Source organism: Hyphococcus luteus, assembly GCF_002943565.1.
Lineage (GTDB): Bacteria > Pseudomonadota > Alphaproteobacteria > Caulobacterales > Parvularculaceae > Hyphococcus > Hyphococcus luteus.
Genome location: NZ_PJCH01000001.1, coordinates 1 through 15001 on the forward strand (window position 1 = coordinate 1; position 15001 = coordinate 15001).

A 15001-nucleotide genomic window follows, 5' to 3' on the forward strand; every position below is an offset into this window, starting at 1 on the left:
CGGGATAGGCCCCGAGCGGCTGATGCGCGGAAAGCATGTCGTTATAAGCGGTGACGATGGCGATGTTCGGCCCGCCGCCTTTCGCAAGCGCGCGTTTTTCATCGGCCCCGCAGGCCGCGGCGGCGTGCGCAAGGTTTCCACACGATACGTGCGAGCGATGCGGGCCTTCCGAGGCGGCCGCGCGCATCTGTTTCAGATACGCCTCGCGCGTCTTCCGGCTTTTCTCGCGCACGCGGTCCGTCACCCGCGCCAGAACGTCATTCAGTTTCGCCACAGAAACTCCTTCGCCAAGCCCTTCACGGGGCCCAGCATACAGACAAATCGGGCCGCATGCGGATAATCGCGCGAACAGGCATGTCTTCGACCGGCCCGGCTTTTAACGCCTGCTCGAATACGCTTCGCTTTTCCACGCCCGTCATCAATAAACAGATATAATGCGCTTCGCTAACCGCGCCGAGTGTCAGCGTCATGCGATCGAGATGCTCTCCGGTCACGGCGCTTTTTTGCGCTTTCACCGCCGCAAGGCGCACGCCGCCGGCGTCAAGCGCACGACCGAGGCCCTGCGCATGAGGAAACCACGACGCCGTATGCCCGTCCGGCCCCATGCCGAGCACGACCACATCGAAAGATCCTTTCACTGTTTCATAGCGGGCTTCCGCCGCGGCCAAGCCTTCCGCCGGGGTCGGCGCATCGGACCACATCCCCACAAAGCGAACATCCGCGGCCCTGTTTTGTTGCAGCTTGGCGCACACGAAACTTTCATTCGAGCCCTCTTCGCCCGGCGCGACCCAGCGTTCATCCACCAAGGCCGCCGTCACGTTCGCCCAATCGAGATCGCGTTTCGACAAAGCCTCGTAAAGGCCCGCCGGCGTCGACCCGCCGGAAAGCGCCATCGCCGCCCCGCCCCGCTCTTCGAGCGCCCGGCGCAAGCGGTCTGCAACATCACCGGCAAGTTGCTCCGCCATGTCATCGCGCGAGGCAAAGTCGATCCGTTTCACCTCAGACGCCCTCGAACCATTCGCGCCCGTCCCGGTCGAGCATCATCGCCGCCTGAGCCGGGCCTTCCGTTCCGGCAGCGTATGCGTAAGCCGGCGTGCCGTCGGCCTCCCACGCCTCAAGAATGCCGTCGACCCAGCGCCACGCCGCCTCGACTTCGTCGCGCCGCATGAAAAGCGCGAGATCGCCGCGCACCACCGCCATCAAGAGCCGCTCATAAGCGTCCGGATAGCGCGCCTTGAATGCGTCGGCGTAAGAAAGGTTCAACGGCACATAGCGAAGACGCATGCCGCCCGGCCCGGGATCCTTGGTCACCAGCAACAACCGCACGCCCTCATCGGGCTGCAACCGGATGACCATGCGCGTCGGCGGCAAGGGCCCGCCGTCATTGATGAGCGCGTGGGCGACTTCCTTGAACTGAATGATAATCTCCGAACGCCGGTCTTTCATGCGTTTGCCGGTGCGCAGGTAAATCGGCATGCCCTTCCAGCGCCAGTTGTCGATATTGGCTTTGATGGCGACGAAGGTTTCGGTCGTGCTTTCAGCGCCCAACTCTTCGGCGTAACCCGGCGCCACTTCGCTGTCCGCGGCGCCCTTGCCGTACTGGCCGCGCACCGTTGTCTGGCGCGCATTGTCTTTCGTGATCGGCCGCAGCGCGCGCAACACCTTGATCTTTTCATCGCGCAGCGTGTCCGGCGAAAGGTCGAGCGGCGGCTCCATGGCGACGAGACATAAAAGCTGCAACAGATGGTTCTGCACCATGTCGCGCAGAGCCCCGGCCTTGTCGTAATAGCTGGCCCGCCCGCCCGCGCCGATGGATTCAGCCACCGTGATCTCGATATGATCGATGGCGTTGGCGTTCCACACCGGCTCGAAGAGCGAGTTCATGAAACGCAGCACGATCAGGTTCTGCACCGTCTCCTTGCCCAGATAATGATCGATGCGGAAAATCGACTCTTCCTCGAAGACCGCGCCCACCGCCTCGTTGATGGCGTGCGCGCTTTGAAGATCCGTGCCGATGGGCTTTTCAAGAACGATGCGCGCGCCGGGCGACTTCAATCCCGCCGCATCGATATTGGCGCTGACGGCGCCGTAAAGGCCGGGCGCGAGCGCGAGATAAAACACCCGCTGCTTGTCTTCTCCGCCGGAGAGCAGGTCTTTCAGCCGGGCCCAGCCCTCGCCGCCCTCTTTGACCGCGTCAAGCTCCGCATAATAAAGCTGGCTTGCGAAAGCCGCCCATTCGCTGTCGTCGATGATCTCATCGGGATGGAATTTGCGGAAACTTTCGATCGCCAGCTTGCGGAACGCGTCATCATCCATGGCCGTGCGCGATACGCCGACGATTTTCGATTCCGCCGGAATCTGGTTGTCGCGCCAGCGGTGAAACAACGCCGGAATGAGCTTGCGCAAAGACAGATCGCCCGCCGCCCCGAACACAACAAGATCGAAAGCGGTCACCGGAATGAAGTGCGGGCTGTAGGGGGATTTAACCAAAATTCTAAATTCCTAGGCCCCACAAAAATGAAGATCGGTTATCCGCCCCGCATGCCGTCGGCGTACATGGCGAATAGACCAATCATGGCATTCACACCAACGGTCGTATTCGAAGATCACACAAGGTTAAACGGCACAACGCGAAAGGCTGGTCATTAAGGCAGCGCGCATGATGCGAATTCCACAGAGCGCCTCTCAAGAGGCGCGATTTGCCGATAAAGTTGCAAGATACAAAGCGCCGTCAAGCGGATCACCGAGCGGTTCACATAACTGCGCTACGGTTCTTTCCCGTAGCCATGGCTTGTAGCGCGGCGCAAGGCCGCCAACGAGGGCGCAGTTAGGTGCGCCTTTGGCAAAAATCGACTCTATAAATCGCTCAATATGCCGCACGGCATCCTCCACGATCGAACGAGCGATTTCATCATCCTGCTCTGCAAAATCCATAACTAAAGGAGCAAGCAGAGCATAGTCGCGCGGGACCGCGCCATCCATCCATGCAATCGCCTCAGCTGTGCTGTTTTTGAAACGGTTCATTATCGACGCGCTCAGAGGCGTCGGCTTTGTACGCCCGTCTAATGCTCTCAATGCATGCCGCATCGCACTCAACCCCAGCGCAGCGCCGCTTCCCTCATCTGATATAGGGAATCCATACCCGCCCATTGTGGTGACAACACCTCCAATTCGAATGTGTCCAATGCTTCCTGTGCCAATGATCAAAATGGCGCCGTCTCGACCTTTATGGGCGCCAAAGTTTGCAATTGCCGCGTCTGTTTCAACCAAAAACGCACGCACCGGGAATTGGATATTCTCCACCAAATCGCGCATTCCCGGACGAGAAATGCCTGCTATGCCAAGCCCCATATAAGTTTCCGACAACGCGCTTCTTGGCAACTTCGCCGCTTCCAATACGCTGTCTGTAACAGAACAGATCCTCTCGCTCAGCTTTTGGACGCCAATCCTGGCGTTTGCCGCGCCAGTCTCCGCCTCACCTAAGACGACGCCGTCCGCGCTTGTAAGCCGGGCCCGGCATTTCGTACCTCCTGCATCGATACCAATCAAATAGGTCACGCGACCCGAACCTTTTCCTGCGCCTGCTTGCCAAGCGCGCAAATGAATGCCGACGCTGCAACACCGATGATGAGTTGCCAGGGAAATGCAAGCATTTTGAAAGATTCTGGAAAACCGAGACTATCTACAACGTAACTTTGCTGGATTAATATGACTACAAATCCGGAAAGCAGCGCAAAATAAATGGAAAGCGCCGACCCCCGCCTGGAAAAGACAGCCACAAAATAGACGCCAATCAATCCCGCATATGCAAATGTCATCACAGAAAGAGCGAACTCAAGCAGCGCCATATTCGTATACCGTTGCCAGTAAAAACATAGCACCGCCATGAACGCCAACAATACCGCGAATATCGCCATGCCAAAGCGACCAGCAATAACATAATGCGCAGCCGACGGCGTCTGTTTTGACCGCCCCTCTTTCCATGGCTTGTAAAAATCGCTCACCAAGACGGACGACATTGCGTTTAAACCCGATGTTATGGTGGAGATCGCGGCCGCCAGCACTCCCGCCGTCACCAATCCACGCACCCCCGACGGCATTTCAGAAAGAATATACGACATGAACACGGTAATTTTTTCACCGTCAAATTGGTCGATAAAGTTCCCGTCTTGACCAAGCCCCGTAAGTTCAGGACGGTTATAGAATAAATACAACAATTGCCCGATGAGTATAAATACAAATACAATCGGCGCTGCGGCAAGCGAAGACCAGACGAGCGCGCGTCGGCTTTCTTTTACGTTTCGACAGGTCAACAGCCGCTGAGTGGTATCCTGATCCAGCCCGTAGTTTCCAAGATACAACAAAAACACACCAGTGATTATCGCCCAAACCGTAAATGGTTCGCCAAGATCCATTCTAAAGTCTAAAATTGTGAGCTTACTTTGTTCCGTTGGCGCTGCAGCCAACGCCGCAGCCACCTCCGAAGGCGACATATTCAACTGCCCCCAAAGACTTGCCAGCGCCAACACCGCGGCGAAAAAATAAACCAAAAACTGCCCGAGGTCGCTCCAAATTACAGAACGGATGCCCCCAGAGAGCGTCATCGCGACGCCTATACTAACAATCAGGAATATCCCGAAAAAGACGCTACCCGGCGCAACGTCAAAGAATAACATCATAGACACAGCAACAGCGGCAAGGTACAGGCGCGCGCCATTGGCGAAAACACGACCAATGAGATACATCGCTCCCGCCGCCCTCTTTGCGCCGACTCCATATCGGAGGGCCAGGAGTTCATACACAGTCGTTACATTCAGACTATAAAAACGCGTCATCAAGAAATGAGCAACAAATAACGCCGCCATAATCGCGCCGATGTAAGAAGCCAGATAGGTAAAGTCCCCACGATAGCCGTAATCGGGCCCGCCCAAGAAGGTCGCGGCTGACTGTGTCGTGGCCAGCACAGACAGCATGACAGCCCATAAGGACATTTGCCTTCCGCCCAGGAAATAGTCTTCCATATTCGACGTCTTGCGGCGCGAAAGGACGACCCCTCCGCCGAGAGCAAGCATGATGTAGATCCCGATGATGATCCAGTCGATCAGCGAAAGCGGCGATTGCACTTAACTTATCCTCACTGGGCTTTCACAGCATGCCGAGGCGACTCATCTTGGTCATCGACGACACGACCGCCTACTCTGAATATATGCAAATGTGTGCTCGCACACATTTATGCAATCAGAAATACGCGAAGAGGGTGGAGCCGCATCGCTGCAATCTGCCCCCCCTCAACACGCATCGCCGCTTCTAAAACTTAGCGGTTACAGAGGCGCCGAACGCTCGCCCAATGGGATCGTATTCACTGAGGGTGCCATAAAAGTTCCCTCCCCCTTGCGGCAATGGCGGCTGCTTGTCGAACAGGTTTTTAATTCCAGCCGTAATCCGGACATCCTCGGTAACGTTGTAGATCGCTGTCAGATCAAAATAGTTCTGGGCGGACAGCTTATCTGCACGGTTATCGGCGTTTACGACGCTGCCGATACGGCGCCAGGAGAGTTGCGCCGCAAAGGGACCGTTTTCCCAATCGAAATCTGCGCGATGCTTGTAATCAGGCTGCAGAAAAGTTGCGAAGTCGCCACTACAGGTGCCGCCAAAGGTGCCCTTGCAATCGACGGCCGCAACTGTCGCGTTTGGCTGCCGGCTTTGAGCGATCACAATCGTGTTGGCATAGCTAATCGAAAAGTCATGACCGAAATCACCCAAGGATGACAATGGCAGCACGAGCTTAACATCAAATGCTTCCTGTTTAAGACTGGAAAGATTGAAATCGTTGACCAACGCCTTGCTGATAAGACCGGTAACGGGGTCTCGCAAAACCGCGCCGCAAAGCGGGTTGTCTGGCGACGGATTATCGATGTAGCAATTCTGAAGGGCCGCTGCAGGCTGGATCTGACTTACTGCGTCCGTGATCTCAATGTTGATATAGTCGACGACAAGGCTTGCGCCCGGCAAAAGGTCCGGCGTCAGAATAACCCCGGCGGTGATCGTTTTGCCTTTCTCCGGTTTGATGTCCGGATTGCCGCCGAAACTGTAGATTGCCTGACTTGAATCAAACATAGTTCCGGGAGCCGGCGCGCCAAAGGCAGCACATTGCGTCGCATCACCGCTCCCATCCAAACACGGGTCCCCATTAAAGCGTCCTGCAAAGCGCGGCACAAAACTCGGGCTCGCAGGGTCAAATAGCGCCAGCGACAACTGATTTTCCGGCCCCGCAAACTCCCCTAAGTTCGGCGAGCGGACAGTTGTTTGCCTTTGTCCGCGGAATCTTATCTGATCATTGACGATCCAGGTGCCTCCGAATTTATCTGCGTCGCCGACGCCGGTCGTTGAAAAGTCAAAGCGACGATACGCACCTTCGAAATTCAACTGCTGCACAAAGGGCAGGTCTGAGAGCAGCGGAACCAGAATTTCGCCGAATGCCTCATTTGTATCAAAAGATGCATCGATACTACTGACTCCTCCCAGACCAAAGGCAAGGCCGTTCTGGAGCGCGACTCCGGGCGTTTGGCGCCCGGTTTCTCTTCGATATTCATACCCGGCGGCGAAATCAACCGGCCCCGCCGGCAATTGAAACAGGTCGGCGGAACTGCCCGAGACAACGAGCGATGCGACAAACTGGTCGCGTTTCCTGGAAGAGTGTATGATCTCGGAGCCAAAATCACTAAAATCTGCGTCGGGACCGAAAATGTCTACCGTATCCGCAAGCGCAGCGAATCGATTCGCGCCGCTTGCATCGTTAACGATCGCATTCCCCAGAATGCGGGCAGTCTCATCGGTGCTGCCATATTGGGCATACGCGTCCCAGGACAAATTATCCGTCAACGCTCCGCGAAGCCCGCCCTTAAACTGATATGTGTTGCGGTTGACTTTGGTGCGTTGCATTCCAAGACCCAGATTGCGCTCGACATTCACAAGCGCTTCACCGTCCACGAAAGTAAGCAGCCCCATCGCTTCAGCCGGAATGTATGGGTTCGTTTCAGAGATGACGACTTCTTGATTGACGCTTATGGGCGTTTGGCCCGTTGAGCCTGCGCCGGTGACTTTTACATTCGTGAACTGGGCGCGCCCGTAAAACTCGACATCCGGAGACAGCTCGAATTTATATAGAGTGCTTGCGTGCAGCCTTTCCATAGGCTGAATCAGATATCGATCAGGAGTAACATCCACAGTTTGACGAGTTGTTTGAAACTGTCCCTCGTCATCAAATGCAAAGAAATTATCTGAAGCCACATCCGTAAAATTACCGCCTTCGGAAGGAATAAACGTGGCCGATCCAGAGGTGAACTCACGCTCACCCGCCAGAAGCTCAAATCGCTTCGTGTATCCTACATACCCTACGACATGCCCTCTGCCGTCAAAAAACTCCGCACCGACAATAACTTCTGAATTAACGCTCTCAGCGCCGCCGTCAGCCACTTCCCCTGTGGCGGACAATTGGAGCCCTTCAAATTCGTCGTTCAAGATGAAATTCACAACTCCCGATACCGCATCGGCGCCATAAATGGCTGCGGCGCCGCCGGTGAGCACGTCGACCCTCTTAATCAAACCGGTGGGCAAAGTGTTGGTATCGACCGTATTGCGAAAACTGAATGGCGTGGCTCTGGTCCCGTTGATCAAAACGAGCGTTCGATTTTGTCCCAGACCGCGTAAATCTATAGTAGAGGCTCCCAGGGATAAACCGTCTGTCGCGCCGGTTGCATTGGCGCCGCCCCCAGCTTGCGGCAAGCGACGGAACACGTCTTCGACAGTGACAGAGCGATCGGTATCAATCGTATCGCTGCCCACTGATGTCACCGGCGTCGGCGACGTAAGCTCTGAACGTTGTATGCGTGATCCGGTAACGACAATACGGTCGTCAACCCCTTCGTTGGCCTGCGCATGCGCCGGCGAGCCGCTCATCATCACTGAAACAAGCGCAGCTAGGCTTGCAGTTGTCGCCAATTGTTTGCGGTTAATGCGTCCCATGTCCCTTACCTCGCCTCTCCGTACGGCTCTGCTTCAAAACCAATTAGTATTACCATTTCAATACAACCTCAATATCCAAGCAGGATCGCGCGCCAAACGAGGCGACAATCGTGACAATTATGATACAATTTTTGGGTCAAATCCCTTTGGAAAGCGGACATATTTCGAGCCGCCCGTCGCTGCCCAGCTTGCACCATCAGCTACTCAATTGATTTTCAATGCAAAAGCTGATGCGGCGGACGTCGCGCCCCGCAGCATCACGAGACAATACCAATAAATGACCACTCATTTCGTCATTACGACGGCCCTGCAGAGCGACCAATCTTGCTATTTGGCGGAAATCCAGATCGGACTTGACCACGCCATGTCTGCCGTCGAATGCGAATAGAGCCGATTTGGGTACTCGTCGGCCTGCGTGACGCGCAGATAATACATTGCGCGATCGGAAAAACTCTCATCTTTGAAGTCCAGGAAATAAGTTTCTGCGTTTGGCGCAACTGAAAACACCGTCGAGTACAATCCATCCTGCAGCCTAACCAGCTCCACTAGAGCGAGCTGGTTCGTCCCGGCGATCTTAGCTCGAAAATGAGGAGCGCTGTTCGCACGGTATTCGCTGCCCATTATTCGCCCATCAGCTGTGAAATCCATGTAGATTTGAGTTCCGGTCGTCGCGTATGCAGCGCGACGATGAAGACTGTCCCAAATGCTATTTCGGTCGTTCTCATCGGCCATAACGACCGCGAGCCCGCCGGAATGGCGAATGGATGTGGTTTCGTCATTCGCGCCCGGATGCCCAAGGTGGTTGTCCGATGCTCCAATAACCCCAATCTTATAGCCCTTTCGCCACGCATACTGATAAGACCATTTATCATCTGATCCGAGCTCAAAGAGCTGTGGTTCGTTATCGGGCTGTACAAGATGACGGCTATTCCAAAGTGAGTAAATTTCGCCGATAGGACGAAACTTGTCGCCTACGTCATCTTGCCAGATATTGTGATTTTCAAAGCGCCATGAAACATGCGGTATGGCGAGTGCGGGAACGTCCTGCTCTACAAGCGCATCGCGCAGCGATGGATAAGTGGTATAAGCCAAATGGCTCAACGGCCTGCCTTCTTTGTTCTTATACATCACAACATAATGATTTAGCGCCGGAGTCCATTCGAAACCGTAAAATGTGGTGAATGCGCCGGGTTTATAAAATGAGTCAGATATGCGCTGCGATTCACGCCAGATGTCCTCGGTCATCAAGCGAGAGGAGTGCTCTGAAGTGCTCGCAAAATCGAGTCCACTCACGTCCCTGGCATATGCATAAGCTCTCACTGCATCGGTAAAGTTCGCCCTGTGGTCGCCTGCAAGATTTAATTCCTTGAAAGTGCTTGTGTCTGTCGTGTTCAAATTGGCGCCAGCCGGAGCTGTAAAAAATCCCCGATTGCCTGCACCGGTGCCTGTATGAAAATGCAGGTCGCCGAACAGGCGACGGCGAGCCGGCGCCCTCTCGCCCACCCAAGCATACTTATATCGGATTTTTAGGTCATGCGCGTTGGGCTCTGCCTGAATTTTTTGAAAACCGGCAGTGAAGAAAACAGCATCGTCAATGACAACACGACCCTTGTCTTCAGCACGAAATTGAACCTTTGACGGAAGCACTGCCTGCTGATCCGTGGAGTCCAACTCGACAACCCCATCAAAGCCCTTTGCCAAATTCCCATATTTATCAGTGGCGACGAGCGATACTTCAAAAGGCTTTCCCACCCTTAAATCGGATGGAAAATGGATCGATAGCGTGCTTGCCTTTGCTGGTTCGATCTTGAGCTTAGGAAACGCCGCCTTATTGCTCCAAGTTGCGCCTTCACTAGACAGTGACGCGTATCGGGCGTCGATTTCCCCCGCAATCGACTGCACAATTCCCCTATAAAAGATCGTGAGCTTATCGCCTTCAACCAGAGGCGCCGCGACCTTCGCCTCGATAATGCCGCCTAGAACCCCAGTGATCCTGACATCAACGGCGCCAGATCCAGAGGATTTCGCCCAGATATAGCCCGGAGCCTGCGCGTTGTTGGTTTGAGGGCGGCTCCACATCAGAAATTCGGTTTCGGCATATGCAACCGGGACTTCAACACGCAGCCCGCCGCCGGTTTCAATGCCGTCAGCGCCGACTTCGAGCGTAAACTGCATGGTCTGCAACGAACCCGCATTCATCGTCGTTGGGCTGACAGTAAATTCTGCGCCTTTTGCGCTGGCCGCGAAGAATAAAGCAATAAAAGCTAATTCGCAGCAAATCAGGCGCCGCTTTTTCTTCAACACAGACATCCTCGTCATGAATCTCTCCCAACTAACAAGCCGCTTTAACGCCATGACCGTATTTGTTGCTGGCGGACTGGCGCGCGCTCCCCTGATTTAAAGACAACACCCAATACACGTTCGCCCCTAACCGACATAACGCACACCCGATATCCAGGTTTCTACAGGCGTGAGATCTGTTGAAAGAACAGCGAAATCCGCCTGTTTGCCGGGCGCAATCGATCCTGAAATGTGGCTGAGTCCCAAAAATGCAGCCGGATTCAAGCTAGCGAACCTAACCGCCTCAACCAGACTAATGCCTAGCATATTGATTGCGTTACGGACTGCCATACTCATATCCAAGGCAGCGCCGGCCAGCGTTCCATCATTCGACCGGAGCACGCCATCGACCATTGAGATTCGCTCGCCGCCAATAAAAAAGTGATCCATATCACTGCCCACGGTCGGCATTGCATCGCTTACAAGTATAAACCGTCTGTCACTCTTTGCTCTTATGGCCATACGAAGCATGGCAGGGTGGACGTGCTCTCCATCCACGATAATTCCACACCACGCATTAGACTCGAGCGCCGCGCAAATGACTCCCGGGGCGCGCGAGTGCAACGGAGACATGGCGTTAAACAAATGCGTAAAACTCGAAACTCCTGCCTTCAGCGCCGAATATGTTTCGTCATATGTGGCGTTGGTGTGCCCTGCGCTAACGCGAACGCCGCTTTCAGTCAATTTTTTGAGTTGGCTCGCCTCCACAAATTCCGGAGCGATTGTTAAAATGACTGGGATTTGCCTAGCGGACGTCAGAATATCCATAGCATCGGCGGTAAATTTCCGTATCTTGTTTGCCGGATGTATTCCACGCTTCTCCGCGTTCAAAAACGGTCCTTCCACGTGCAGCCCAATTACGCCGGCAACCCCACGCGCGACAGCTTCCTCAACAGCATTGATACCCCGTTCAATTGTTGACAAACCGTCGCTAATAAGCGTCGGGCAAAGCCCGGCCACGCCATATTTACGATGCGCAGCCGCAATTAACTCAACGCTTTCGAGCGTCGGCGCATCGTTAAATAAGACCCCTCCCCCTCCATTGATTTGCAGATCGATAAAGCCCGGAACAATGATTTTACCACTCAGGTCGATCTGATTGTCGGCCGGCATTCTCGGCCGCCCCGCACCCACCGACACGATCTCCTTATCGTCGATTACGACGAAACCGGAATCGATTTCCCGATCTTCAGCAACAACCCGCGCATTTATCAGTGCAGTCGTACTCACATGCTTATCCTAAGTGGTTTCGGTAACCTTCTGGAGGCTCAACGGGCGGTCCGGATTCAGCCCTCGCTCAATAGAGAGTCTATTCGCAAACAGATAAAAGGCCTGAAGAAAAATCAGCGGTTGCAAGCACGGCTCCTCCGCCTCTGGCATATGCAACCCTGAGGATTCTTGGCTCATCTTGGAGCGCGCAGCAACAACGTAAACATTAGCCTCTCTTTTCAGGAACTCATGCGCGATTGCGTGAACGCTTGCTCCGGATCCATCCGGCATCGCAGCAGCGATGACTGAATACCCTTTTCTGACAATCGCCATCGGCCCATGTTTAATTTCCGCCGCGCTATATGACTCCGCCTGAATCTCGCAGGTTTCTTTAAGTTTTAGCGCCGCCTCGCTTGCAGCCGATAAACCAAGGCCACGCCCGATGATCAGCGCCTGATCCGCTGTTCTCATCACAGCGCAGGCGGAACTCCAATCGCACTGAAGCGCCATTTTCAAGGTTCCAGGCAGCGCCTTCAAAGCGCCTCTCTTTTCTTGGGACCTCGTGAGTTCAGCGCATAGATCGTACAGCACTGACATTGCGCCGACACATGTTTTCGTGGCGGCAACGCTATTCTCAACACCGGCCCGAATTGGTATTACCTCATGCGCGACCGTGCTGAGCGGGCATTCTTCGTCATTTACAACAGCAACTACATATGCCCCAGAAACTCGCGCAGATTCGGCGGCCGCGATTAGATCGGGACTGCGTCCGGACTGAGAAACAGCCAGAAACAGCGCTCCTTCAAGCTTCAAATTTGCTCCATAAACCGAAGCAATCGACGGCGCGAATGACGCTACCGGTAGGCCTAGTGAAAGTTCAAAAAGATATTTCGCATAAATCGCCGCGTGCGCAGAACTTCCTCGACCGCACGTAACGATTAAATTCGGCGCCCCAGAACGAATATGAGCGGCCACTTTTTTTATCTTCGAAACATTAAGCTCAACTTGCTCGGCGACTCTTTGCGGAATCTCCAACGTTTCCGAATGCATCAAGGTGTGACTGTACATTTATTCGCTCTGCGCCGCAGCTGGACATAATGATACCAATATATTACCACTTTCCATGCCGTCAAGATGTTTGCTTGGCAGAGCAACGTCTAATTATGGAGAAGCTGACGAATGCCCTTCAGTCTTCGCGCACTCGCCTCTGATAAAGGCGAAGGAAATGTAAATGAAGACCAATTCGGCTATTTGCCTCATGCGGCTTGGGTGATTGACGGCGCAAGCAGCGTGGGCGCGCAGAAACTGCCCGCAAAATCCGACGCCAAATGGTATGCTAGCCATTTCAGCGCCATTCTACAGGACCAGCTTGAGCAATTCCCTGGCGCTGAAAGTAAAGAGTTATTGCGCAACGTCATTCGCATTTTGCGCAAACAATATAAAGCGGCGCTTGCGGGGAGCGTTCCAGAATTTCCACCTTCCGCGGCGTTTATCATGGCGCGAGAGAAAGAAGACCTAATAGAGATTTCAGCTCTCGGCGATTGCGCAGCTTTGTACCAGGCGCACGAAGGGCCGCTCGTTCACATGGAAGGAAATGAGACGCCCATCGATGGCGAGAGTCTGCGCAAGCTGAAAGACGCGCAGAAAAAGCAACCCGAGGCATCACATAGCGAGATCCGTCAACTCCTAGCTTCAACGCTGCGCGAGAACCGGGCGCGTATGAATACGCCCAATGGTTATTGGATACTAAGCATAGAAGAAGAGGCAGTAGACCATATACGCGTTGCAAACGTTAAACTCGACAAGAATTCGCCAATTCTCCTCATGTCAGATGGCTTTACACGAGGCATATTCATGCTTTCCAATGCTAGCGTCCAATCTTTCTACAATACCGTTATTGAGGACGGAGCAATAGAAATATGCAAACGCATTAGACGTCAGGAAGCTGCCGACCAGGACTGCCGAACTTTTCCACGATTTAAAGTTCATGACGACGCCACATGTTTGATGCTAACGCTCGAAAAAACTTTCTCCTAGTCAAGCACTACGCCCGCATTCAATATATTCGATGGATCGAGGGCGTATTTAAGAGTTTTCATCAGAGCGATCTCTTCTGCTGAGCGTGAAACCGGCATCCATTTCTTTTTTTCGCGCCCGATTCCGTGTTCTGCGGAAACGGATCCGCCAACCTTTCTCAAGGGCTCGTAAATACAGCTATCAACAATTTCTCTCTGCTTGTGGGGCTCCTGCTTTCCACCTTGTTCAGGAAGAAAAAAAAGATGGAGGTTTCCGTCGCCAATATGGCCAAACACAAAAAGCCGTCCGTTCGAAAATGCGTCTTGAAGCCTTTCGCGCGCTTCATCGAGATAGCGCTCCATATGAGCAACGCCCATGCTTACGTCGAAAAGATAAACAGGCGCCTTTCTCAAGATTGGCTCAAAATCATCCCGAATACGCCAGATGGTTTGGCGCTCCTGCTCAGAATGCGCAATGACCCCGTCTGCGAACGCGACACCTTCTTCACTGACCTCTTCAAAAAAACTGAGCAGACGATCCCGACCAGCTTCTACAGAATTACATTCTAGTTCGATAAGCGCGTAATGACCGAAACCGGAAGGTATCGGCGCCCGAAGGCCGAGCCCTTCAACGACCTCGGCATAATATTCGCCCCACATCAGTTCGAAAGTAACCAAGGATGACCCAAGGCGCGACTTGCACATTCTCAGCATCGCCAGCACATCTTGATAGGTCTCAAGCCCTATCAAGGCTGTCGCACGACCATGAGCCACTGGCTGTAGTTTAAGCATCGCCCGTGTAACGACGCCCAGCGTTCCCTCGCTGCCAATAAAAAGCTGCTTCAGGTCGTAGCCGGAATTATCCTTCAGCATCGGCTTCATGGAGGAAACGATGTTTCCATCGGCGAGCACGACTTCCAAACCAATAACATGCTGGCGCATCATACCGTAACGAATGACATTAACGCCGCCTGCATTCGTAGCGATATTGCCGCCGATCGTACAACTTCCGCGCGCCCCGAGATCAAGCGGCAAGAAAAGACCGGTCGATGCAAGGGCGCTTTGCAGCGTCTCCAGAATAACGCCCGCTTGCACGGTTACTGTTTGCTCCAACTCATCGATGGCTTCTATTTCATCCATCTTCTCAAGCGAAATCACCACATCGGAAGCGGTAGAATCTGCGCCGCCGGCACAACCGGTTTTTCCACCCTGGACAATCACACGTTGCCCTGTTGCGTTGCAAAGGCGTAGAATACGCGCGACCTCTTCGGTTGAGCGCGGCAAGAACACCTCCGCAGCGTCCATAGGCGCTGCATTCCAGTAGCTCGTGGCGCGCCCGGCAATATCTGCGCGATCAAGCCGGCGAATATCCTGCAACTCATTCAGCAATTTTTCATGCACGGCACACTCTC

At 54.1% G+C, this 15001-nt stretch carries 10 protein-coding genes and 1 pseudogene; 1 reads left to right on the forward strand and 10 read right to left on the reverse strand.

Features of this window, described 5'->3' with window-relative positions; translation table 11 throughout:
- The 9 genes and pseudogenes from CW354_RS00005 to CW354_RS00045 all read right to left on the reverse strand — a co-directional run.
- Positions 1-274, reverse strand: a pseudogene (locus tag CW354_RS00005) (phosphogluconate dehydratase); the annotation flags it as partial.
- Between the two features lie 22 nt (positions 275-296).
- Positions 297-998: a 6-phosphogluconolactonase gene (gene pgl / locus CW354_RS00010; protein WP_104828002.1), complete on the reverse strand. Its 702-nt coding sequence runs from the start codon at positions 996-998 to the stop codon at positions 297-299.
- 1 nt (position 999) lies between these two features.
- Positions 1000-2490, reverse strand: a complete 1491-nt coding sequence (gene zwf, locus CW354_RS00015) for a glucose-6-phosphate dehydrogenase (RefSeq protein ID WP_104828003.1) — start codon at positions 2488-2490, stop codon at positions 1000-1002.
- A gap of 195 nt (positions 2491-2685) precedes the next feature.
- The gene (locus CW354_RS00020) at positions 2686-3558 is read right to left on the reverse strand and encodes a glucosamine kinase nucleotide-binding domain-containing protein (RefSeq protein ID WP_104828004.1); all 873 of its coding nucleotides are present in this window, start codon (positions 3556-3558) and stop codon (positions 2686-2688) included.
- Positions 3555-5123 carry a sodium:solute symporter gene (locus tag CW354_RS00025; protein ID WP_104828005.1) on the reverse strand — a complete coding sequence of 523 codons (1569 nt, stop codon included), beginning with the start codon at positions 5121-5123 and terminating at the stop codon, positions 3555-3557. The genes CW354_RS00020 and CW354_RS00025 overlap by 4 nt, the downstream gene beginning before the upstream one ends.
- Positions 5124-5307: 184 nt before the next feature.
- On the reverse strand, positions 5308-8025 hold the full coding sequence (locus tag CW354_RS00030; protein WP_104828006.1) for a TonB-dependent receptor domain-containing protein: 2718 nt from the start codon (positions 8023-8025) through the stop codon (positions 5308-5310).
- 327 nt (positions 8026-8352) lie between these two features.
- Entirely contained in the window at positions 8353-10344 is a 1992-nt protein-coding gene (locus CW354_RS00035) for a DUF3604 domain-containing protein (RefSeq protein WP_165793441.1), read from the reverse strand.
- A gap of 108 nt (positions 10345-10452) precedes the next feature.
- A complete protein-coding gene (gene nagA / locus CW354_RS00040; protein WP_104828008.1) occupies positions 10453-11595 on the reverse strand; it encodes an N-acetylglucosamine-6-phosphate deacetylase in 1143 nt (380 codons plus the stop codon).
- Between the two features lie 9 nt (positions 11596-11604).
- A complete protein-coding gene (locus CW354_RS00045; RefSeq protein ID WP_104828009.1) occupies positions 11605-12642 on the reverse strand; it encodes an SIS domain-containing protein in 1038 nt (345 codons plus the stop codon).
- A 111-nt stretch (positions 12643-12753) separates the two neighbouring features.
- Between CW354_RS00045 and CW354_RS00050 the strand changes: the two genes are divergently transcribed.
- Positions 12754-13611, forward strand: coding sequence for a protein phosphatase 2C domain-containing protein (locus CW354_RS00050; RefSeq protein WP_104828010.1), 858 nt, complete (start codon positions 12754-12756; stop codon positions 13609-13611).
- Here CW354_RS00050 and CW354_RS00055 read toward each other — a convergent pair.
- Positions 13608-14990 carry an FAD-binding oxidoreductase gene (locus tag CW354_RS00055; protein ID WP_133162100.1) on the reverse strand — a complete coding sequence of 461 codons (1383 nt, stop codon included), beginning with the start codon at positions 14988-14990 and terminating at the stop codon, positions 13608-13610. The genes CW354_RS00050 and CW354_RS00055 overlap by 4 nt on opposite strands.
- Between the last annotated feature and the right edge of the window lie 11 nt (positions 14991-15001).